The organism is Kitasatospora sp. NPDC023176 (assembly GCF_055560495.1).
Genome location: NZ_JBVHIP010000014.1, coordinates 65,491 through 87,410, shown reverse-complemented (window position 1 = coordinate 87,410; position 21,920 = coordinate 65,491). Strand labels below are relative to the sequence as shown.

The 21,920-nt window shown below is 74.8% G+C and carries 20 protein-coding genes; 11 read left to right on the top strand and 9 right to left on the bottom strand.

Annotation, left to right across the window (positions count from 1 at the left end):
• Positions 1-20: 20 nt before the first annotated feature.
• From ACZ3YL_RS20515 to ACZ3YL_RS20505, 3 genes are all read right to left on the bottom strand, one after another.
• Positions 21-548, bottom strand: coding sequence for a hypothetical protein (locus ACZ3YL_RS20515; RefSeq protein ID WP_188302963.1), 528 nt, complete (start codon positions 546-548; stop codon positions 21-23).
• Entirely contained in the window at positions 545-1,453 is a 909-nt protein-coding gene (locus ACZ3YL_RS20510; protein ID WP_465658892.1) for a DUF4129 domain-containing protein, read from the bottom strand. Before ACZ3YL_RS20510 ends, ACZ3YL_RS20515 begins: the two co-directional genes overlap by 4 nt.
• A 461-nt stretch (positions 1,454-1,914) precedes the next feature.
• Entirely contained in the window at positions 1,915-3,006 is a 1,092-nt protein-coding gene (locus ACZ3YL_RS20505; RefSeq protein ID WP_188302961.1) for an alcohol dehydrogenase catalytic domain-containing protein, read from the bottom strand.
• A 154-nt stretch (positions 3,007-3,160) separates the two neighbouring features.
• On the opposite strand from ACZ3YL_RS20505, the gene ACZ3YL_RS20500 reads away from it, so the two are divergent.
• The 6 genes from ACZ3YL_RS20500 (at position 3,161) to ACZ3YL_RS20475 (ending at position 10,136) form a co-directional block, all read left to right on the top strand.
• Complete coding sequence (locus ACZ3YL_RS20500) at positions 3,161-4,054, top strand: LysR family transcriptional regulator (protein ID WP_465658890.1); 894 nt, start codon at positions 3,161-3,163, stop codon at positions 4,052-4,054.
• Between the two features lie 205 nt (positions 4,055-4,259).
• Complete coding sequence (thpR, locus tag ACZ3YL_RS20495) at positions 4,260-4,877, top strand: RNA 2',3'-cyclic phosphodiesterase (RefSeq protein ID WP_188302959.1); 618 nt, start codon at positions 4,260-4,262, stop codon at positions 4,875-4,877.
• Between the two features lie 143 nt (positions 4,878-5,020).
• Positions 5,021-6,211, top strand: coding sequence for a hypothetical protein (locus tag ACZ3YL_RS20490; RefSeq protein WP_465658889.1), 1,191 nt, complete (start codon positions 5,021-5,023; stop codon positions 6,209-6,211).
• Between the two features lie 229 nt (positions 6,212-6,440).
• A complete protein-coding gene (locus ACZ3YL_RS20485; protein ID WP_465658887.1) occupies positions 6,441-9,092 on the top strand; it encodes a PKD domain-containing protein in 2,652 nt (883 codons plus the stop codon).
• Between the two features lie 217 nt (positions 9,093-9,309).
• Positions 9,310-9,771 carry an Imm7 family immunity protein gene (locus ACZ3YL_RS20480; RefSeq protein WP_465658885.1) on the top strand — a complete coding sequence of 154 codons (462 nt, stop codon included), beginning with the start codon at positions 9,310-9,312 and terminating at the stop codon, positions 9,769-9,771.
• A gap of 23 nt (positions 9,772-9,794) precedes the next feature.
• Entirely contained in the window at positions 9,795-10,136 is a 342-nt protein-coding gene (locus tag ACZ3YL_RS20475; RefSeq protein ID WP_465658883.1) for a hypothetical protein, read from the top strand.
• On the opposite strand, the gene ACZ3YL_RS20470 is transcribed toward ACZ3YL_RS20475, so the two are convergent.
• Entirely contained in the window at positions 10,137-11,120 is a 984-nt protein-coding gene (locus tag ACZ3YL_RS20470; RefSeq protein WP_188302954.1) for a LysR family transcriptional regulator, read from the bottom strand.
• Between the two features lie 160 nt (positions 11,121-11,280).
• On the opposite strand from ACZ3YL_RS20470, the gene ACZ3YL_RS20465 reads away from it, so the two are divergent.
• Positions 11,281-12,441: an iron-containing alcohol dehydrogenase gene (locus ACZ3YL_RS20465; RefSeq protein ID WP_465658881.1), complete on the top strand. Its 1,161-nt coding sequence runs from the start codon at positions 11,281-11,283 to the stop codon at positions 12,439-12,441.
• A 31-nt stretch (positions 12,442-12,472) separates the two neighbouring features.
• On the opposite strand, the gene ACZ3YL_RS20460 is transcribed toward ACZ3YL_RS20465, so the two are convergent.
• Positions 12,473-12,628: a hypothetical protein gene (locus ACZ3YL_RS20460; RefSeq protein ID WP_465658879.1), complete on the bottom strand. Its 156-nt coding sequence runs from the start codon at positions 12,626-12,628 to the stop codon at positions 12,473-12,475.
• 293 nt (positions 12,629-12,921) lie between these two features.
• Between ACZ3YL_RS20460 and ACZ3YL_RS20455 the strand changes: the two genes are divergently transcribed.
• Together ACZ3YL_RS20455 and ACZ3YL_RS20450 are read left to right on the top strand one after the other, a co-directional pair.
• Positions 12,922-13,296, top strand: coding sequence for a hypothetical protein (locus ACZ3YL_RS20455; protein ID WP_465658876.1), 375 nt, complete (start codon positions 12,922-12,924; stop codon positions 13,294-13,296).
• A 101-nt stretch (positions 13,297-13,397) separates the two neighbouring features.
• A complete protein-coding gene (locus ACZ3YL_RS20450) occupies positions 13,398-14,366 on the top strand; it encodes an NAD-dependent epimerase/dehydratase family protein (RefSeq protein WP_188302951.1) in 969 nt (322 codons plus the stop codon).
• Positions 14,367-14,376: 10 nt separating this feature from the next.
• Here the strand turns inward: ACZ3YL_RS20450 and ACZ3YL_RS20445 are convergent, their stop codons facing one another.
• Positions 14,377-14,724 carry an ArsR/SmtB family transcription factor gene (locus ACZ3YL_RS20445; protein WP_188302950.1) on the bottom strand — a complete coding sequence of 116 codons (348 nt, stop codon included), beginning with the start codon at positions 14,722-14,724 and terminating at the stop codon, positions 14,377-14,379.
• Positions 14,725-14,822: 98 nt separating this feature from the next.
• Here ACZ3YL_RS20445 and ACZ3YL_RS20440 point away from each other — a divergent pair, with 98 nt between their 5' ends.
• Positions 14,823-16,799, top strand: a complete 1,977-nt coding sequence (locus tag ACZ3YL_RS20440; protein ID WP_188302949.1) for a heavy metal translocating P-type ATPase — start codon at positions 14,823-14,825, stop codon at positions 16,797-16,799.
• Positions 16,800-16,880: 81 nt separating this feature from the next.
• Here ACZ3YL_RS20440 and ACZ3YL_RS20435 read toward each other — a convergent pair whose 3' ends face one another.
• Together ACZ3YL_RS20435 and ACZ3YL_RS20430 are read right to left on the bottom strand one after the other, a co-directional pair.
• Positions 16,881-17,624 (bottom strand): G1 family glutamic endopeptidase, encoded by a 744-nt coding sequence (locus ACZ3YL_RS20435; protein WP_188302948.1) that lies wholly within the window; start codon positions 17,622-17,624, stop codon positions 16,881-16,883.
• A gap of 144 nt (positions 17,625-17,768) precedes the next feature.
• The gene (locus ACZ3YL_RS20430) at positions 17,769-18,911 is read right to left on the bottom strand and encodes an acyl-CoA dehydrogenase family protein (RefSeq protein ID WP_465658872.1); all 1,143 of its coding nucleotides are present in this window, start codon (positions 18,909-18,911) and stop codon (positions 17,769-17,771) included.
• Between the two features lie 141 nt (positions 18,912-19,052).
• Here ACZ3YL_RS20430 and ACZ3YL_RS20425 point away from each other — a divergent pair, with 141 nt between their 5' ends.
• Positions 19,053-20,252: a pyridoxal-phosphate dependent enzyme gene (locus tag ACZ3YL_RS20425; protein ID WP_465658870.1), complete on the top strand. Its 1,200-nt coding sequence runs from the start codon at positions 19,053-19,055 to the stop codon at positions 20,250-20,252.
• 113 nt (positions 20,253-20,365) lie between these two features.
• On the opposite strand, the gene ACZ3YL_RS20420 is transcribed toward ACZ3YL_RS20425, so the two are convergent.
• A complete protein-coding gene (locus tag ACZ3YL_RS20420) occupies positions 20,366-21,811 on the bottom strand; it encodes a PTS transporter subunit EIIC (protein ID WP_465658868.1) in 1,446 nt (481 codons plus the stop codon).
• Positions 21,812-21,920 lie beyond the last annotated feature (109 nt).

Here is a 21,920-nt window from a genome sequence, read left to right as displayed (position 1 = left end):
GGCCAGGGGGTGACGGGCGCTCACAGGGAGTCGAGCCGGTCGACCAGCTCGCGCAGCACCTCCACCGGGAAGACCCCGGCCGGCATGGGCGACAGGGGGTCGATCCACGGCCACAGCCTCGGCCCGACGAGTTCGGCCGCCCGGTCACGGTCGGCGGGCAGGTTCACCCCGTGCACCTCCGCCAGCCGTACCGCGTACAGCCGTTGGAGCCGGGCGCGCAGCGGTGCGGAGTCGCCCTGGGGGTCGAGGCCCTGGCGGACCGTCCAGCGCCAGTCGCCGAGGCCGTGCTCGTACACGTCCATCTGCCGCGGCCGGCGGCGCAGCGAGAAGCCCTCGGCCCCCGCCCCGGCCACCCGGCGGGCGACCAGCAGACCGGTGACGGCCAGCAGGGCCGCGCCGGCCCCCGCCCCGGGCCAGCCGCCGACCAGGGCGAACAGGACCTCGGCGAGGACGGCGGGCACGGCCAGCTCGATCAGGCTGTGGCGCACCGAGCCGGGGCGGGCGAGCTCGCGCTCCGTTCCGGCGCCGCGCGGCGCCGCACCACTCATCGCTGGTCTCCCTCGGCAGGTGCCCCGTCGGCGACCGGGGGCACGGAGTCCGCGAGCCGGGCGGCGATGGCGTCCAACGCCGTACGGGCCCGGCGCACCTGGTCGTCGTCCATCCGGTGGCTCGAGTACCGGGCCTCGCGGAACAGCGCGGTGAGCTCCCGGGCCCCGGCGGCGTCGATCCGCTCGTCGGACAGCGCGCGCAGCAGCAGATCCGTCGGGCTCTCCCAGGCGTGCCGGGGCAGACCGGAGTCGGCCAGCGAGCCCTCCATCGCCGCGTAGCAGGCGATCACCGCCGCCCGGGCGTCCGTTCCCTCCAGTGCCCTGCGACCGGAGGTGACGGCCTCGGCGAGAGCGTCCTCCGGGCTCGCGGGCCCGGCGGCGACCACGGCGGGCGGCACCGTCGGCACCTTCTCGGCCCGCCGTCGGCGCAGGGCGACGAGCCCGACCAGGAGCGCGACCGTGGCGGCCAGCAGGAGCAGGGCGACGGCCAACGCGCCGAGCCCCAGGCCGACGCCCAGCACGTCCGGTGCGGGCGTCCTGTCCGGTGGGGTCGGCGGGACAGGCCTGACGGTGGGCACCACCAGCTCATGGGGCAGCCTCGGCTGCCCCGGAGCGGCCCGGCGGTTCAGGACCAGCAGCAGGACCGGCACCGCGGCGGCGGCCAGGGGCAGCAGGCGCATGGCCGCCGCCCGCAGGCGTTCGGCCCGGGGCGTCGGCCCGTCGAGGTGGCGGACCTCCTCACGGAAGCGCACCGCGAACCTGCCGACCAGCGCGGCCCAGCCCAGCCCGATCAGTACCACGGACCCGAGACCGCTCACCGGCCCGCTCGCCGCCGTCCCCAGCAGTCCGCCCTCGGGCCGCAGGGCCGCGGCAGCCGTCAGCAGCCCGCCGACGACCAGCAGCACCCCCGCCGGCCGGCTCCACCGTCCGCGCGTACCCGACGGCGACCCACCACTCATCCGAACCCCCCGGTCCCGCGCGCGCGACGGCGCGCGAACTGCAGCGTCGCACATCATCCGGCACGGTGTCACCCGCCGTCACGGGCGCCCCCCTGGCTCGGGCACGCGGCGGGCCCACGGCGACCTCGCCGGCCCGGACTCGGGTTACCTGACCGCCTCCGAACTCCCCGTCTATGGCGGCGTCCGCGCCGCGTACACCGTCCCGGACCGCTGAGCACCGCCTGGTGGTCGCGCGGGTGCTCCGTGGTCGCGCGGGTGCTCCGAACGATGCCGGGCGGTGCCGGGCGATCGCGGGAAGGCCCGGGGATGCGTTGACGCGCCTTCCGGGCCCGGGCGACGCCCTGCGGGCAGGCGGGTGCGGGCACCGGCCGGTCCCGTCAGCCGGCCGGTGGGTGCGGACGGTGCGGTCAGCCGGACTGCGGCGTGAGGACGGTGCGGTCGAACGGGCCGCCGTGCGCGGCGGCGTACCCGACGGCCTCGTTGACCGCGTCGAGGCCGAAGGTGCGGACCCGTTCGGGGCCGAGGTCCAGGGCGCCGGAGGCGATCAGCCGGATGATGCCGACGTTCGCCGTGCGCGGGTACATCCACTGCCCGCGCACGGTGATCGAGTTGCGCATGATCCACGGGTACGGGAGCGCGAGGTCGTCTCCGCCGAGCATGCCGACGCCGCCCATCAGGACGACGCGGCCGTACTCGCGGACGGTCATGGCCGCCGCGCGGGTCGCCGAGCTGGGTGCGCCGGGCGGGAGCAGGTCGATGACCATGTCGATCGGGCCGTCGGCCGCGGCCGTCATGGCGGTGCGGTCGGCGGTCTCGTCGCCGGTCAGCGCGACCGGGCGCACGCGCGGGCCGAACCGGTCGGCGAGGAGGTCGAGTACGGGCCGGTTGCGGCCGGGGGTGACCACGCGGCCGGCCCCCATGGCGAGCGCGAGCGCGACCGCGCTGCTGCCGAGGTTGCCGGTGGCCCCGCTGACGAGCAGCGTCTCACCGGCGGCCAACTCGCCCGCCAGCAAACCGCCGTAGGGGATGGTGTACACACCGAGAGCGGCGGCCCAGCGGGCCGGGTCGTCCCCGGCTGCGGCGGGCAGCGGGTAGCCGTTCTCGGTCGGGACCCGCATGAGCCCGGCGAACGAACCGTCGTGCAGGTGACGGGCGAGCCGGGCGCCGCCCTCGCCGCGCGAACTCCAGCCCTGGAGCGTGATGTCGGGGGTCAGGGCGTCGTCCCGTGAGCGCACCGTCACATCGCACCACACCAGGTCACCGGCCCGCAGGCGGGTGGCGTCCGGGCCGACGTGGACGACCCGTCCCACGCCGCCGATGCCGGGGACGACGGGCGGCACCAGGGGGTACTTCCGGGCACCGCCGAAGACCTCGCCCGCGTACGGAGCCACCGCGGCGGCGAGGACCTCGACCACCAGCTCACCGCCGCCGGCCTCGGGATCGGGCACCTCCCGCACCGTGAGCGGGGCGCCGAACCGCGTCAGAACTGCTGCGCGCATGTGAATGACCTCCGAGTGCGTCCGTGTTCGTCCGAGTACGTGCGTGTCCGTCGGGATCCGTCCGTGTCCGTCCTGGATCCGTCGGGATCGACACTAGGAGCGCCGAGTGCATGCGGGAAGCGACGATCCCTCATCCCTGGTATGCGTAGGACGCATGGACATCTCCAGCGTGGGCCTGCGCGTCCTGCGACAGATCGCCGAGTCCGGCAGCTTCACCGCGGCGGCCGCCCGACTCGGCTACACCCAGTCGGCCGTCTCGCGGCAGGCCGCCGCCCTCGAACGCACCGTCGGCACCGCCCTGTTCGAACGCCGCCCGGACGGGGTGCGGCTCACCCCGGCGGGCCTGACCCTGCTGCGGCACGCCCACGCCATCCTCGACTCCTTCGCGGCCGCCGAACGCGACCTCACCGGCGCCCTCCCCCCGACGCCGCCGGTACGTCTCGGGGTGTTCCTCAGCGCCGGCGCGGCGATCCTGCCCGCCACACTCGCCCACCTCGCCGCGGCCGACCCGCGGATCGCGGTCACCACCAGCGAGGGCACCACCCCCGCCCTGGTCCGCAGGCTACGCGCGGGCACGCTCGACCTCGCCGTGCTGACCTCCCGGCCGCCCCACCGGCCGCTGGACGGCGAGGCGCCGCGCCTGCACGTCGAGACCCTCGCGGACACCGACCTGGTCATCGCGGCGCCCTCGACCGGACGGTTCGCCGGCCGCACCACGGTGCACGTCGACGAACTCGCCGACGCCGCCTGGATCGCCACCCCGTCCTCGGCCTCCGAGCCGCTGCTCGGCGTCTGGCCCGGCCTGCCCGCCCGACCGCGCATCGTCCACTCGGCCCGGGACTGGCTGACCAAACTCCACCTGGTCGCCGGCGGATTCGGCGTGACGACCGTCCCGTCCCGGCTCTCACCGGTGCTGCCACCCGGCGTCAGCCTGCTGCACGTCGAAGGCGCGCCCCCGGAGCTCCGCCGGGTCCTCGTGGCACGCCTTCCCGGCCGCCCCGCCCCGGCGGTCGAGGCCGTCACCCGAGCGATCGTCTCGGCCGCCTGACCCGCCCGTCACCACGGTCGGCCCCCGTAGCGGTGACGGGCGGCGGTGACGGTGACAGGCGGCGGGCGACGGGCGACGGGCGACGGGCGATCACCTGAAGCTCATGTCGACTCCCCCGCGCCCGTACGTCACCGGCCAGGCCGGGGACGGCGGCCGGGAGCCGTGCAGTGGGCAGCGGCCACCGCCGGGGTGCTAGAAATCCCACGTGGACGATCACCCGGAACCCCCGACCCGCCGCGTCTTCGTGGCCCTGGCTCCGCCCGACGACGCCAAGGACGAACTGGCCCGGGCCCTGCAGCCCGCCTACGCCGGCTACCCGCGGTTGCGGTGGAACCGGATCGAGGACTGGCACATCACCCTGGCCTTCCTCGGCGAACAGCCGTCCACGGTGGTGCCGCTGCTGCAGTCGGCGCTGGCCCGTCCCGTCGCGTCGCATCCCGCCCTGCACCTGGGCCTGCGGGGCGGCGGCCACTTCGACCAGCGTCTGCTGTGGAGCGGGATCGACGGGGACCTGGAGGGGCTGCAACTGCTCGCCGCCGACGTCCGGGGCCTGGTCAGGTCCTGCGGGATCGAGTTCAGGGACCGGCCGCTGCGCCCCCATCTGACGCTGGCCCGGTCCCGCCGTGACGATCCCGTCAGCGTTCCGCAGGCCGCGGCCGGGCTCACCGGGTTCGTGGGCCGACCGTGGCAGGCCGAACGCCTGCACCTCGTCGCCAGCAACATCGGCCGTGGCCCCGGGCCGATCCGCTACCGCGACATCGCGGCGTGGCGACTCGGCGTCGCCGCCCGGGCCCTGGGCGACGACGCCGTCACCGGGCCGTAGCCCGCGGGCGAGCGCCTCCGAGGATCGGGAAGCCGGCGTCGTGCCGGAGGCCGTCACCGGCCCTGCCCGGCCGCTCCGGCTCATGAGGGCCCGAACACTCCACCGGCACACGGCCGTTACCCTGGGCCGGACGTGGAGGGGGCATGGAAGGGGCGGATATGGCACGGGTCGGGGTGTGGCGGATCAGGGCGATGTTCTGGGACCTGGATCAGCCGTCCTTCCGGAACCGCCGGAGCCCCAAGTACCGGTGGAGCGACCGGACGGAGCGGGCCGGGTTCCGGCTGGAGGGCGTGTTCCAGCTGCTGGACCTCCCGGAGCGCCGGCGCGCCCGGCTGCTGCCCCTGGTGCGCAAGCAGTGGCTGACGGCGGTCGCGGAGGATCCCCACGCGGCGCTGCCGCCCCTCGCCGAGGCGGCGGCGAACGGACTGGACTTCGCGACCGACGAGTTCGTCGACCAGGCGCTGGCGCGCTGGATCCGCGACGGCTGGCCGTACCGGCTGGAGCGGCAGGTCTACGACCGGCTGGACGAGGCCCTGTCCACGACCGGCCGCTCGCTGCCCGAGCGGCTGACCGACGTGTACCGCACGATCGGGCCCGTCGACGAGGAGAGCACCCACCGGATCCGCCGGATGCTGATGGACTACCACCCGGAGCAGCCGCCGATGGAACTGCTGGTGGCCATCGGCCCGTTGCGCTCGGAGGCGGACTGGTGGTGCGACCTCGGGTACGACGCCCTCGAGAGCGGCGACCTGGACAGGGCCGGGCGGCACTTCGCCCGGGCCAATGAACTCGGCTGCCCGCACGTGCGCGAGCGGGTCGCCTACCTCGCGCTGCTGCGGCTGGAGGAGCACGCCGACCGGGCCCGGGTGCGCGAGGCCCTGATGACCGTCCGCGAGGTGCATCCGTCCCTGACCCCGGAGCAGTTGTTCCACCTGGGCTGCCGGGCCATCCTCGCCGGACTGGAGCCGGACCTGCCGGACGGGCGGACCATGGCGGGGATGCCGGTGGACCGGCCGGACCTGCTCCACCTGTGGCTGGCCCAGCACGCCCTGCGCACCGGGGCCCGCACCGAGGCCCATCGCCTCCTGCGCGCGTGCGTGCGCAAGGCCAGGAAGCTGGCCAAGCTCCCGGACTGGCCGCCGGCCGTCGGGTGGGTCGGGGATCCGTCCGCCGCCGACGTCCGCGCGCTGGCCTCGGCCCAACTCGCCCGGATGAAGGGCGAGCCTGCGCCCCGGCGCCCCGGCCACGAGTCCGACGATCCGGACGAGCGCTTCCTGCCGTCCGTGCTCCGGCTCGACCCGGGCTGGCTGCACAGGACGCCGCCGAACCCGTAGCCCCCGGAGCAGGTCCAACTCCCGGGCGGGCGTGCGAAGATCCACCAACCCGACGGCCTTCTCCGAGGCAAGCGCGCTCGGGTTCACAACAGCAGGTGAGTGGGGGGGTGATCAGCACCGCCCGGGCCTCCGCCATAATTGGTCCGCCTGCGAACCACGCGGGCTGACCCGCCTGCCCGGGCCCTGCCCACCGGGTCACACCCCTGTCCTTATTCCGGAGGACCACATCGTGCGCCCCACTCGCGCCAAGGGCCTGCTCGCCGCAGGCATCGTCACCGTGCTCGGCGGCCTTCCCACCGCCGCCACCACGGCTTCCGCCGCCACCACCGGACCGGCTGACGAGCCGTCCGGGGTGCTACGGGTCGACGCCTGGGACCCGGCGTGCTCGGACTCCGGAGCGGGGACGGCGGCGAAGCCGTTCTGCTCCGTCAACGCGGCCGCGGCGACGGCGCTGCCGGGGCAGACCGTCGAGGTGGCCAGGTCCGCGTTCGGCTCCGACACCGTGGTCACGAAGTCGGGCGAGCCCGGCCGGCCCGTCACCATCCGGGGTGCGGCCGGCGGCGCCAGCGCGGTGGGCGGCGATGTGCGGCTGTCCGGTGTGCACGACGTCGTCGTGGAGTCGATGGACGCACGGGACGTCCTGGTCACCGGCTCCAGCCGGGTCACCGTGGTTCGCGCCAAGGCCTCCGGGATCAAGGTCACCGACTCCCCCGGAACGACCCTCACCAACAACACGGTGGCCGACGGCTGCACGGCCGGCATCGAGCTGGCCGGCGACTCCTCCGGCTCGAACCTCTTCAACAACGTGGTGCGCAACCACTTCTCGCCCTCCGCGCCGTTCTCCTGCCCGAACCCCGCGGGCGCGGAGATCACGGTCTCCGCCCTCTCGGCGAAGGACACCCGGGCCGGATCGAACACCGTCGCGCCGTACTGGACGAACTCCGGCAACGGTACGCCGTACGACTGGGCCGGCACCCGGCACCAGACGCCCGAGTCACTCACGGCCGCGACGGACGGCCGGGCCGGCCGGCACGACCACGTCGTGCCGCGCTGGCAGACCGGCAACGAGGTGAACAGCGAGGTCGTCGACTCCGCCGACGAGACCGCGCCGGGCTTCGTGCCGGCCGCACACCCGGCCGACGACCCGTGGCGGCCGAACCTCGGCACCGGCCTGGGCTACCACGACCGCGGGGCGACCGAGCGCCAGGAGCCGATATCGTCGGCCCAACTGACGGCCGACCACCAGCGGGCCCCGTACGGCACCGAGATCACGCTGACGGCGACCACCGGTCCGGAGAAGGTCCACTGGCCGACCTCCGTGATGACCTACCGCTACGACTTCGGCGACGGCACCCCGGTGGTCACCTCGAACTCCCCGGTCGTCAAGCACACCTACGCCAAGGCGGGCACCTTCGCCGCGAACGTCACCGTGGACACCGGCAGCGGCCGGCCGTTCACCGGCGGGTACGGAGTGCAGGTGCAGAGCACGACCCCCGGGCCGCTGACCGCCCGCGCCACCGTCCAGCAGGTCGTCCCGGACCAGTTCGACACCGCCGACGCCCCGCCGCTGGGCGTGCGGCTCGACCCGTCGGGAACCGCCTCGCCGTGGCCGGTCTCCAAGGTCGTGGTGGACTACGGTGACGGCTCCCCCGCCGTCACCCGCAACACCCTGGACGCGGTCGTCCACGGCTACGCCTCCCCGGGCGACTACACGGTCACGGTGACGGTCACCGACACCTCCGGCCGCACCAGCAGCGTCGCCCTCCCCTTCCGGGCCGCGTACGCCCCGACCGGGTTCCTGCGCACGGAGCCGTACCGGCTCGCCGACACCCGCGAGGACCCGAACCTCGACCTCAGGGCCGGCGTCGAGGTGCCCTTCACGCTTCCGACCGGCACCGCGCCCGGCGCCGACGGCGTGCCGGGGAACGTCTCCACCGTCGTCCTGAACGTGACCGTCACCGACGCCGCCGAAGACACCCACCTCACCGTCTGGCCGACCGGTCAGGCCCGCCCGACCACCTCGAACGTGAACGTCGCGGCCGGTCGCACCTCGTCCAACCTGGTCACTGTGCCGATCGGCGACGCCAAGCGGATCAGTACCCTGCTCAACGCCGGACGCGCCGAGGTGATCGTCGACGTCGTCGGCTTCTACCGCCCCAACGGCGGTGACCTGTTCACCCCGCTGTCGCCGAACCGACTGGCGGACACCCGCGAGAACCGCAAGCTCGGGTCGGGCGAGACGCGCGCGGTGAAGGTCGCGGGCGTCGGCGGCGTCCCGGCGGACGCCACCTCCGTGGTGCTCAACCTGACCAGCACCGGAACCACCGCCGACACCCACCTCAAGGTGTACGCGGGCGGCGGGACCAAGCCGGTCAGCTCCAACCTGAACCCGGAGCCCGGCAAGGACAAGTCCAACCAGGTCATCGTTCCGGTCGGCCCGGACGGCACCGTCAACGTGTACAACCACACCGGTTCCACCCACGCGATCCTCGACGTCTTCGGGTACTACTCCCCGAGCGGCCAGGCCACGTACACGCCGACCGTGCCCGTCCGCCTGACCGACACCCGCGCCGGCACGTCCGCCAAGCCGGGCCCGGACAGCACCACCGTCGTCGGCGGCATCCCAGCCGGTGCCCGCGCCGCCGTCCTCAACGTGACGTCCACCAACACCACCGAGGACAGCTACCTCACCGTGCACGCCCACGGCGCTCTGCGCCCCGGCACCAGCAACCTCAACCTGCTGGCCGGCCAGACCGTGCCCAACCACGTCACCACACCGGTCGGCGCGGACGGCAAAGTCGACGTCTACAACCACGTCGGCAGCACCGACATCATCGTCGACCTGTTCGGCTACTTCACGGACGCCCGGCCGCGGCCCTGACCCGACCCCCCCGGCCACCGGCCGCCGGCGGTCCGCACCCGAGCCCGGGTGCGGACCGCTCATGGCGTCCGACTCCGCATCCCCGTCAACGGCGTCGGCGTCGTCCGCGACGGGCCGGCGCCCGTCGATGTGCAGCTGGATCAGCGCGGCGTGGGAGAGCGGGTTGGTGGGGTCAGCGCCGGAGGTCCGCCGGGGTCCCCGGGTAGGCTGCCGCCCCGTGTTCGAATATCACGGGTGGGTCAACGTCCTGGAGAGTGCCGGAGCCGATGACGAGGACGTCCGCGTCGAGGAGGCCCGGCTGCGGGTGATCGCGGAGGGCGTCCAGCGGCGGATCGCGGAGATCGCGAGCCCGTACCTCCTGGATCTGCGGTGGATGAACGGCGCGGTGTTCGTCCACTTCGGCGGTCAGGCGAATCACCGCGATCCGGAGGTCCTCGACTTCTTCCGCGAGGTCGGCCGGCGGGCACCGGGGTCGTACGGTCTGCTGCACGTCCGCGATGACGAGGCGCCGGGGCGGGGGAACGAGGTGCGCGTCCTCCGGATGGTCCGGGGTGAGGTCTCCGAGCACACCGAGCCGTTGCTGTCGCCGTGCGTCCCGGTCCTGGAGGATCCCTGGACGGCGGCGGAGAGTGGAGGAAGGGGGCCGGATAGGGTGGAACGGCACGTCAGAGGGCTGTGAGCGGCCGGGGAGGGTCCTGGACCATGGGGAAGAAGAGCGAGCTGGACGAGCTGAGGGCGCGCCTGGCGACGCTGGAGGCGGAGGTCGATCGGCTGCGCGGCGAGGCTGCGGCGTCGGGTGCGGCGTCGGCGGTGGCCGCCGGGCAGCCGCAGGCGATGACCCGGATCGCGGACGCCGTCGGCGTGATGGTCTCCGGACGGGCGGAACGGACGGAGGAGCCGACGAAGGTCCTGCGCACGGAGCACACCGAGCGCACCGAGCTCACGGAGCGCACCGAGGCGCCGGAGACCCTGATCGTCCCGCTTCCCCAGCACGGCGAGTTCCTGGAGGGCCTGCTGTCCGGTCGGCCGGCGCTCCAGCAGTAGCTACTCCGGGAGCAGTTCGGCGGCGCGGTCGGCGACCTCCCGGTGCAGGGCGTCGCGCACCGCGCGTACGGCGGGGCGGGTGACCGCCTCACGGCGGACGGCCAGGGTGATCGGCAGCCGGATGTCCACCTCCTCGGCCAACAGCCGCCGCAGACCGGCCCGTTCGGCGAGGAAGGCCGGCAGCACGCCGATGCCGGCGCCCAGTCGGGTGGCTTCGAGCTGGGCGAAGACGTTGGTGGAGGAGAACGCGGGGGTGACGCCCGGCAGGTGGCGTTCGATGTCGAGGTCGCCGACCTGGAGCATCGACTCGATGTAGAAGACCAGTGCGTGTTCCCGCAGTTCGGCGAGGGTACGGGGGGCACCGCGCCGGGCGAGGTACCCGTCGTCGGCGTACAGGCCCAGTGCGTAGTCGGTCAGGTGCTCGGTGACCAGTCGGCTCCGGGGCGGTCGCCCGATCGCCAGGGCGAGGTCGAAGCCGGCCGGGTGCAGGGTCAACTGGCGGGTGGCGGTGATGAGTTCGGCTTGCAGTCCGGGGTGGCGGCGGCGCACCCGGGCGAGCGCGGGGGTGGCGAAGAGGGTGCCGAAGCCGTCCGGGGCGCTCACCCGTACGGTGCCGCGCAGCGAGGGCGCGTGCTGGCCGGACACCGCGTCGACGACGTGGTCGAGGGCGTCCTCGATCGCGCGGGCGCCCTCCGAGACGGCCTTTCCGGCGTCGGTGAGGGCCCAGCCCTCGGCGCCGCGTTCCATCAGCCGCACGCCGAGGCTCGTCTCCAGTGCGGTGATCCGGCGGGACACCGTGGTGTGGTCCACGCCGAGGGCGGAGGCGGCGGCCACCAGCCGCCCGGTCCGGGCGACGGCGAGCAGGTAGCGGAGGTCGTCGGCGCGGAGCCTGCGCGGGTCGGGGCCGGGAGCGTCGAATTCGCCGCGGTCACCGGGCGAGGAGGGAACGGGGTCCGTACCGGCCGGGCGGGAACGGGAGTGCACGGGCCCACGCTATCTGCATTCGCGCACACCGGGTCTGCGTGTTTGGCGGTTGAACGCACACCCGCGTGGACGGCACAGTCGGAACCGCCCGGCCGGGGAAGCACCCCCGCCGGCCCTCCGTCCCGCCCCGCCCTTCCCGCCCAGCGTCGAGAGGTCCCTCATGGTCGCCAGCCTGTCCCTGCCCCGGATCATGCGTGTCGGCCGGGGCGCCGCCGAGGAGTTGGGCGAGGTGGTGGCGGGGCTGGGACTGAGCCGGCCGCTGCTGGTCACCGACGCGTTCCTGGTGCGGACGGGCGCGGCGGAGCGGCTCTTGGCGGCGCTGACCGGGGCCGGGCTGAGCCCCCGGCTGTTCGCCGACACCGTGCCCGACCCGACCACCGACTCCCTGACGGCTGGTCTGAAGGCCCTCCAGGAGCACGGCGCGGACTCGGTCGTCGGCTTCGGCGGCGGCAGCCCGATGGACAGCGCCAAGGCCCTCGCCCTGCTCGCCGTGCAGGGCGGCCACATGCGCGAGTACAAGGCGCCGCGGCTCAACCTCGGTCCGGCCCTGCCGGTGGTCGCCGTCCCCACCACCGCCGGCAGCGGATCGGAGGCGACCCAGGTCACCGTCATCACCGACAGCGACACGGACGAGAAGATGCTCTGCCTGGGCCCGGCGTTCCAGCCGCTGGCCGCCGTGATCGACGTCGAGCTGACCATGTCGATGCCGCCCCGGCTGACCGCCGACACCGGCATCGACGCCCTCACCCACGCCGTCGAGGCCTATGTGAGCCGCAAGGCCAACCCCTTCACCGACGGCCTCGCCCTCACCGCGATCGGCACCATCGGCCGCCATCTGCGCCGCGCCTACGAGGACGGCTCGGACACCGTGGCCCGCGCGGCCATGATGCTCGCCGCGACCCAGGCCGGCCTGGCCTTCTCCAACTCCAGCGTCGCCCTGGTGCACGGCATGAGCCGGCCCATCGGTGCCCACTTCCACGTCGCCCACGGGCTGTCGAACGCGATGCTGTTCCCCGCGGTGACGGCCTTCTCGGTGCACGCGGCCCGCGCCCGCTACGCCGACTGCGCCCGCGCCCTGGGCGCCGCCACCCCCGCCGACGCCGACGACCTGGCCGCCGACAAGCTCGTCGACGCCCTCCGCGCCCTGTGCCGCGACCTGGAGGTGCCCACGCCCCGCAGCTACGGCATCGACCGGGACGCCTGGACCGCCCGCATCCCCCTGATGGCCGACCAGGCCCTGGCCTCCGGCTCCCCCGCCAACAACCCCGTCGTGCCCACCGCCGACCAGATCCGGGACCTCTACGCCCGGATCTACGCCTGAGCCACCGTCAGCGCACGGGCCCCGGTCGCACTCAGCCGGTGGCCTGTGCGGCCCGCGGGGTCACCAGCATGCGGATGTCCTGGTCGGCCCAGAGGACGAAGCGTTCGACCGGGACCACCCGGTGGCCCGGCTCGGGGCGGAAGCGGAGCCGCTTGAGCAGCACGGCCGGCAGCAGCAGGGCCTCCACCGTGGCCAGTCGGGCCCCTCGCAGGCGCGCGGGCCGCCCGCAGATGGGCGAGCGCCCGGGCGGTCCGCTCGGACTGCTCGGACTGCTCGGACTCCGCCCGCCACCGTACCGGGGCCGGCAGCGGCGGCGGGGTCGCGGCGCGGAGGGCCCGGCGCCGCGGAGGCGGTGATCCGCCGCCGACCAGGTCCGACCGGGTCCGACCGGGTCCCACCAGCCGATCCGCCCGACGGATAATGGCCGGACCGTCGGCCGACCGCGCCCGCGGCACCGATCGATCGAGAGGCAGTGGACGGATGACCCTGGAGGAAGGCCGACGCGTCAGGCTGACGGAGGACCTCGGCATCGGTGAGGCCGTCACCGGGGAGCCGGGGGCCGTGGTCGGGTTCCTGTCGCTGGGCGCCGGGATCGAGGGCACCGTCGAGCGGGTGGACGGCGAACTCCCGGAGAGCGAGGCGGTCCGCGAGTACCAGCGCCTCCAGGCACTCTTCGAGGACTACGGGCACACCATGCCGGCCGCGAGCCGGGAGCGGCTCGCGACCCAGATCGCCGCGCTGGAACCGGAGTGGGCCGCTCATCGGGAGCGGGGGCGGCAGGTGACGGTCCGGGTCCGGCTGGACAACGGCCTCGTCCTCGACGGGCTGCGCCAGAACGTCCTCGCCACCCTGTGAGGGAGGCCGCCCCGGCCGCCGCGGTTCTGCGCGGGCCCGCCCCGGAAGGCGTCCGGCCCCGGCCCCTGGCCGGGCCCGCGCAGAACTGGAACGATGGCCCGATGCGGATACTGATCATGGGCGGCACCCGGTTCGTCGGCCTCCACTTCGCCCGGGCCGCGCTCGCCGCCGGACACGATGTCACCGTGCTGCACCGGGGCCGGTCCGGCGCCCACCTGCTGCCCGAGGCCACCCACCTGATCGCCGACCGCGACGCGGACCTGTCCGCGCTGCGCGGTCTCGGCTGGGACGCCACCGTGGACGTCAGCGCCTACTTCCCGCGCCAGGTACGGCAGTTGGCCGACGCCCTGGACCCCGGCGCCGCCGGGCGCTACCTGCTGGTCTCCTCCATGGCCGTCTACGACACCCCCGCCGCCCCCGGCTTCACCGAGGACTCCCCGCTGCGGCCCGCCGACGGCCCGGAGCCCGGGGAGGTCAGCGCCGCCTCCTACGGCGTCCTCAAGGTGCAGTGCGAGCGGACGGCACGGGAGCGCTTCGGCCCGGACGCGCTGCTGGTGCGTCCGACGTACGTGATCGGTCCCGAGGACTACACCCACCGCTTCGACCACTGGGTGCGGCGGCTCGCACGGGGCGGCGAGGTGCTGGCGCCGGGCCGTCCGGACGCCCCGCTGCAGACCGTCGACGCCCGTGACCTCGCCGACTGGATGCTCGGCCTGCTGGAGCGGGGTGCCTCCGGCCCCTTCCACGCCGCGACTCCCCCGACCGCCACCATCGGCGGGCTGCTCGACGCCGTCGCCTCGGCCGTCGCCCCGCCCGGCACCACCCTCACCTGGGTGGCCGAGGACTTCCTGCGGAGCGCCGGCGTCCAGGACCGCGCGCTGCCGCTGTGGACCACCGACCCGCTGCTCCGGGCCACCAGCACCGCCGATTCCGCTGCCGCCCTCGCCACCGGGCTGCGCCTGCGCCCGGTGGCGGACACCGCCCGCGACATCCGGCCGTTCGAGCCGCTGCCGCAGACCCTGACGCCGGACCAGGAGTCCGCCCTGCTCGCCGGGTGGAAGCTGCGCTGATCAGGAGCGGTCAGTCGGTGAGCCCGAGCCGCAGGTGCTCGATGTGGTAGACGGCCTGGTCGAGCAGGGCGGCCACGTGGTTGTCGTAGAGCGCGTAGACGACCGAGCGGCCGTCCCGCCGACCGACGATCAGGCCGAGGTTGCGCAGCAGGCGGAGCTGGTGGGAGCAGGCGGACTGCTCCAGGCCGACTTCGGCGGCGAGTTCGGTGGCCGCGCAGGGGCCCTCGCGCAGCCGGGAGAGGATCAGCAGCCGGGAGGGGGTGGCCAGGGCCTGCAGGGTGGTGGCCACCCTGGCGGCGCTGGCTTCGTCCAGGCGGGTGTGCGGGACGGCGGTGGCGGGGGCGGCTCCATGACCCATGCGGGCAATACTACAACTCATACATGAAGACGCGTTCATATGTTCATGTATGGTGAGTGAGTCACCGGCTCCGCCCTGCCCCGAAGGGTCCCGTCCGCATGCCCACCACCCTGATCGAGCGCCCCGCGCCCTCCGCCGCCCAGCGCCCCGACACCGCCCCACGCCGCCGCACCCGGGTGTTCGCCCTCCCCGAGGCCCGCTGGGCCGCCGCCGCGACCGTGCTCTTCCTGATCGCGCTCCCGCTCCAGCTCACCGGCGCCCCGGCCTGGGCCTGGGGCCCGCTGTACGCCCTCGCCTACGCCACCGGCGGCTGGGAACCCGCCTGGGCCGGCCTCCAGGCCCTGCGCGAGAAGACCCTCGACGTCGACCTGCTGATGATCGTCGCCGCGCTCGGCGCCGCCGCCGTCGGCCAGGTGATGGACGGCGCGCTGCTGATCGTCATCTTCGCCACCTCCGGCGCGCTGGAGGCCCTGGCCACCGCCCGCACCGCCGACTCGGTACGCGGACTGCTCGACCTCGCGCCCACGACGGCCACCCGGCTGCCGGCCGACGGCACCGAGGAGAACGTGCCGACCGGAGAACTGGCCGTCGGCGACACCATCCTGGTGCGGCCCGGCGAGCGGATCGGCGCCGACGGGCGGGTGCTGGACGGCACGAGCGAGGTCGACCAGGCCACCATCACCGGCGAGCCGCTGCCCGTGGCCAAGGCGGCCGGCGACGAGGTGTTCGCCGGCACCCTCAACGGCACCGGCGCGCTGCGGGTCAAGGTCGAGCGGGACGCCGCCGACTCGGTGATCGCCCGGATTGTCGCCATGGTCGAGGAGGCCTCCGGCACCAAGGCCCCGACCCAGCTGTTCATCGAGAAGGTCGAGCAGCGTTACTCGATCGGCATGGTGGCCGCCACCCTGGCCGTCTTCGCGGTGCCGCTCGCCCTCGGCGCGGCCTTCACCGGCTCGCTGCTGCGGGCCATGACCTTCATGATCGTGGCCTCGCCGTGCGCCGTGGTGCTCGCCACCATGCCCCCGCTGCTGTCGGCCATCGCCAACGCCGGCCGGCACGGGGTGCTGGTGAAGTCCGCGGTGGTGATGGAACGCCTCGGGCAGACCGACGCCGTCGCCCTCGACAAGACCGGCACCCTGACCGAGGGCACTCCCCGGGTCACCGACGTCCGCCCGCTGCCCGGCTCCGGCCTGGACGAGGAGGAACTGCTGGCGCTGGCCGGCGCTGCCGAGCACCCCAGCGAGCACCCGCTCGCCCGCGCCGTCGTCGACGCCGCCCGCACCCGGGGACTGACGCTCGCCACCGCCGAGGGCTTCTCCTCCGCCCCGGGCATCGGGGTCACCGCGACCGTCGACGGCCGCACCGTCGCGGTCGGCGCCCCGGCCCGGCTGCCGCACCCCACCGACCGGGCGGTCCCCGCCCTCGCCGCCGAGCTGGAGGAGGGCGGCCGCACCGCCGTCCTGGTCACGGTGGACGGCGTCCCGGTCGGCCTGCTCGGCATCGCCGACCGCCTGCGCCCGGACGCCGCCGCCACCGTCACCGCACTGACCGCGCTGACCGGCACCGCGCCGACGCTGCTCACCGGCGACAACCCGCGGGCCGCCGCCCGGCTGGCCGCCGAGGTCGGCATCACCGACGTCCGCGCCGGGCTGCTCCCCCAGGACAAGGTCACCGCGGTCAGAGCGCAGGAGGCCGCCGGACGCAAGGTCCTGGTCGTCGGCGACGGCGTCAACGACGCGCCCGCCCTGGCCGCGGCCCACACCGGCATCGCGATGGGCCGGGCCGGCTCCGACCTCGCCCTGGAGACCGCCGACGCCGTGATTGTCCGGGACGAACTGGCCACCGTCCCCGCCGTGGTGGCGCTCTCCCGGCGGGCCCGCTCCTTCGTGGTGCAGAACCTGGTGATCGCCTCGGTGTGCATCTCCGTGCTGGTGGTCTGGGACCTGGTCGCCACCCTGCCGCTGCCGCTGGGCGTCCTCGGCCACGAGGGCTCGACCGTCATCGTCGGCCTCAACGGGCTGCGGCTGCTGCGCGAGGCCGCCTGGACGAAGGCCCGGGCCGAGAGCGGCCGCTGAGCCTCCGGCATCCGCAAGGCCGCCGTCCCCCTCAGCCAGACGAGGGGGGCGGCGGCCTTCCGCACGCTCAGGGGGCCGGCGTCAGCTGTGCTTCCAGGTCACCGAGAAGGCGTTGCCGCCGCTCAGCCCGGAGGTGGTGGCCTTGGTGGTGCCGCCGGAGCCCATGGTGATGGCGTCCGGGTTGAAGCCGCCCAGGCTGTTTCCGTTGACGGTGGCGCCGGTGAACGCGACCGAGTGGAAGTCGGACAGCGGGAGCACCCCGGTGGAGCTGGAGGGGGCCTCGGCGATCACCTCGGCGGAGGCCAGGGCGGCGTTCTTCAGGGACTTGTTGACGGTGCGGCTCCAGCCCGCCGTGGTGTCGCGCAGGGTGAGGGTGAAGGAGCCGCTGCCGTTGGTGGTGACACTCGCGGTGAAGTGGTCGCCCGGCCGCACCGTGTTGCTGAAGTTGACCGGGTAGGCCGGGTACATCTCGTACCAGGAGGAGTAGACCGGGGAGCCGCTGGAGCAGTCGGCCTCGGTGCCGGTCTGCTCGACGCTGTTGCTGCCGTCGCCGTCGAGACCGACCCAGAAACTGGACCAGGTGTCTGCCCCGGCGCAGGACACGGAGGGCTGCACCCAGCTGGCACTGACGCTGGTGAACCGGCTGCCGGTGGCGGCGTAGCCGGACCAGTTGCCGCTGGTGCTCTGCAGCAGGCCGCCGCCGTGGTGGGCGAGCGGGGCCTGGACGAGGGCGGGCGCGGTGGCGGCGACGGCCGGTGCGGCGGTGCCCAGGAGGGTCAGCAGGGCGGTGGACACGGCGAGGGTGCGCCGACGGGCTTCGGACATGGCTACTCCCTTGTGGGGGCGTGGAGTTGACCGAGCGTCGACAAAGGTAGACCCGCCGGGGCGGCGCCGGAGGTCACGGGGACATAACGAAGCGTCACTCCGCCCGCAGGGGGCGCAGCGCAACCCGCCCGGAACCCGGAGCGGTCAGCCGGCCCCCAGTGCCCGCCCACCGATGCGGGACAGCAGCACGTCGTTGGGCGCACCCACGATCAGCAGGGCCAGCGCATCGCGGTAGTGCCGCCCCAGGACACCGTCCGGCGCGGCGTACCCGGCCCCGCCGCAGAGCGCGGCCGCCACCCGGACCACCTCCTGGAGGGCCTCGGTGCAGAACACCTTGGCCGCCTCGGAGGTCATCCCCGCCGAGGCGTCCGGACCGACACGGGCCTCCGACCCGTCCGGACGGGCACGGGCCTCCGACGCGTCCGCTTCGAGCAGCGACTGCCAGACCGTCCGCATCACCGCGAGCCTGGTCACCAACTCCCCCACCCGCAGCCGGATCGCACCCCCGGCCTCGGCCGTGCGTCCGTCCAGGGCGGCCCGGGCGAAGGCCAGCGCATGCGCGACGACGGCGTCCGCCGATCCCACCGCCCGGGCCGCGTAGCTGGTCACGTCATGGCCGTTCAGGGCCCCGGTCAGATCGTGCCACCGACCGCCGAGCACCTCCCGCTCCGGGTCGAACTCGTAGTCGTCGAAGGTGATTTCGGCCAGCGATACGCCGAGCATGCCCGGTCGCGGCAGCTCCGGACCGACGGCCACCCCCGGACGCCCCGGGTCGACGATGACGCCCACCACGGCATCCCCGCTGCGGGCGACGGCCACCACCCGGTCGGCGTCCCGGGCGTTGGTCACCCAGCTCTTGCGGCCGTTCAGCACCCCGACCGCGCCCCGGTGGGACACCAGGGTGCGCAACTCGGCCGGGCTGCCGAGGCCTTGCTCGTGGTAGGCGCGTGCGAAGACCGCCGTGCCCCTCGCCATCGGCCCGAGCCAGTCGCCCCGCTGCTCCGGGGTGCCGTGCTCCAGCACGAGCCGGCACAGCTTCAGGTGGGTGCCGACCAGGCCCGCCAGCGGCTGCCAGGCGCGGCCCAACTCGTAGCCGAGCACGGCCACGTGGCGCCGGCTCCAGCCGCCTCCGCCGTACTCGGCCGGGACGGTGGCTCCGAAGGCGCCGAGCCTCGCCAACTCCCGTACGAGGGGAGCGGGGTAGCGGCCCTCGGGGTGGGCGGCCAGGTACCGGCCGACGTCCTGCCGAGCGAACCGCGTGATCCGCGCGAGGTCCGAACTGTCCACGTCTGAGTGCTCACTTCCGTCCCGGATGGCGGACCCAGTGTGACGGCGGACCGGGCCGGCGGCGAACCCCGGCGCCGATGATCACTCGTGCAGGTGACATCGGCCCGGTCCGGCCCCGAATCCGGCGGGATCGGCGGTTGGATGACCCGCGACGACGCGCACCGCAGGAGGCGCGAGGACAGCCGACGGGAAGCACGGAACCGCATCGTGGAGATCTACGCCCAGGACCGGATCGTCCGGAGGTACGCCGCCCGGCTGCCCGCCGACCCCGCCCTGCTCCGTCGCAGCAGCCTCCGGGAGGGCGGCCGGATCGTCCGGCTGCCGCCGCAGCACGAGGTCGACATCGATGTGCTGGACCTCTCCACCACCAACACCACCGGCACCTTCAAGTCCTGGCTGACCTGCCTCGCCGTCGCCCAGTGCCTGCGCCGCGAGCAGCCCCTGGTGCTGGCCCAGAGTTCGGGCAACACCGCCAACGCCCTCGCCGCCTACGCCCTCCACACCGGCCTGCGGGCGGTGATCCTCCACCCCCCGGCCTCCCGCCGCCGGATCACCCCGGAGCTCGCCGAGACCGACTCCGTGCAGTTCGTCGAGGTGGACGCACCCGAGCGGCGGATCAAGGAGGTGCTGGCGCACTGCACCGCGGCCCTGCGCCTCCCGGCCGCACCCACCCTCGCGGACCAGGACGGGGCCAACAAGCTCCGCGCGTACTTCCTGCGGGACGCCGGGCGCGAACTGGGCCGGCGGTGGGACTGGCACGTCCAGGCCGTGTCCAGCGGATACGGACCGCTCGGCTTCTACGGGGGCCTGCGGGAGATCCGGCGCGCCACGGGCGAGGCCGTCACCGTGCCGCGCTTCCTCGGCGTCCAGCAGGAGGCGGTGACCCCCTTCGTCCACGCGCTCGGCCTCGACGGCGGGCGGGCCGCCCCGCCCGCCGCGGCCGAGCCGCTCGAACCCACGCTGTTCCGCCGCACCCTCACCGAGGACCTGGTCCGCCGGATGCGCGAGCTGTGCGCCGAGTCCCGCGGCACCGTCCGGGCGCTCGCCGACGCCCGCTACCTGCGGCTCGAACCGCGTGCCGTCGCCCTGCTGCGGGGCGCCGGCGTCACCGTCGCCCTCGACCCCGACGGCGCCCCGCGCGAACGCGCCGGCCTCTACTCCCTCGCCGGCACCCTGGACGCCGTCGAGCAGGGACTGATCCGCCCCGGCGAGCGGGCCATGGCCGTCTTCACCGGCGGCGCCGCCCCGGCCCCGGCCGGCACCTACCGGCCGCACTGGCACGCCCGCGCGGACGAGGCCCCCGAGATCATCGCCCGCGCGGTCGCCGTGCTCGGCTCCTGACCGACGATTCCACCGCGGGGAAGGGCCGGTCCGGCTCCGCCGCCCCCCGTTCCGTCCAGGACCTCATCGACCGGAGCAAGGCCGGGTGAACCGCCCGGCCACCGGGCGTCGGCCTACGGAACGTCCCGGGCCGCCGGCGCCGGCGCGTCGTACTCGGTGAGCATCTCCCGGGTGAACCCGAACAAGTACGTGGCCAGGAAGCCCACCACGTAGCCGGTCAGCAGCCCGCCACCGTAGACGGCGGCGCTCGCGGCCATCCCGTCCGGACCGGCCAGCAGCGGGAACAGCGCCCAGCCGGACGGGCCGACGGCCGTCGAGCCGACCGCGTCGCCGAGTTGGCCGGCCACCCCGACGAAGGCGCCCCCGGCCGCGCCGCCCACGCAGGCCGTGACGAACGGACGGCCCAGCGGCAGCGTCACCCCGTAGACCAGCGGCTCGCCGACGCCGAGCAGACCGGCCGGCAGCGCGGACCGGATGGTCGCCCGGATCGAGGCGTTGTGGCGCAGCCGCAGGTAGACGGCCGCGGCGCAGCCGACCTGCCCGGCCCCGGCCATGGCGAGGATCGGCAGCAGCACGGTGGAACCCTGCTGCTGGATCAGGGTGGTGTGGATCGGGATCAGCGCCTGGTGCAGGCCGAGCATCACCAGTGGCAGGAAGAGGCCGCCGAGCACCAGCCCGGCGAGCAGTCCGCCATGGGCGAGCAGCCAGGTGGCGGCGTGACCGATGCCGGTGGAGACCTCCCCGGCGACGAACATCAGGCCGAACAGGGCGGCCAGCCCGCCGAACAGGACGGTGACCGTGGGGGTGACCAGGATGTCCAGCGCGGCGGGCAGGATCCGCCTGGTCCACCGCTCCAGCTGGACGGCCAGCAGCGCGGCGAGCAGCGCCCCGACCACACCGCCCTGCCCGGGGGTGAGGTGGTGGCCGAACGCCTCCACCCTGGCGACGCCCGCGTACCCGATCACACTGGCAACGGCCCCGCCCAGCACGGGCGTTCCGCCGAACTCCTTCGCCGTGTTGTAGCCGACGAAGACGGCGAGCAGCGACATGAACCCTGAGGAGACCGCCGTCAGCGCGGGCACCAGCCCGGTCGCCCAGCCCAGGTTGGCGAGCGCCCCGGAGAGGGCGGCGACGATCCCGCAGCCGATCAGGGCGGGGATCAGCGGGACGAAGATGTCGGCGACCCGGCGCAGCGCCCGCTTCACCGGCGTCGCGTTGCGCACCCGGGCCTCCTCCCGGATCCGCGCACCGCGCCCGGCGAGGTCCTCGGCGGTGGGCGGCGGCGGGGCAGCCACCCCGGCCCCGGAAGCCAGCATCTGCCGCAGCTGCGCGGTGACCCCGGCGACGGCGCCGGGGCCGAGGACGATCTGGTAGGTGTCGTCCTCGACCGTGCCCAGGACGGCCGGCAGCGCGCCGAGCGCCTCCCGGTCGACCAGGGCGAGGTCCGCCAGGCCCAGCCGCAGCCGGGTCATGCAGTGGGCGACCGAGCGGATGTTGGCGGCGCCGCCGACCAGCGGGAGGATCGCCTCGGCCACGGCGCGGTTCTTCTCGTCGGACATGCCGAGGGAGGTACCCGCAGGGGCCCTCCCCTCAACCGGTCCCGTACCTGGCGACCATCGCCCGGGCCGGGACCTACCGCCCGAACGGCCGCCGGACTATCGTTAGCCG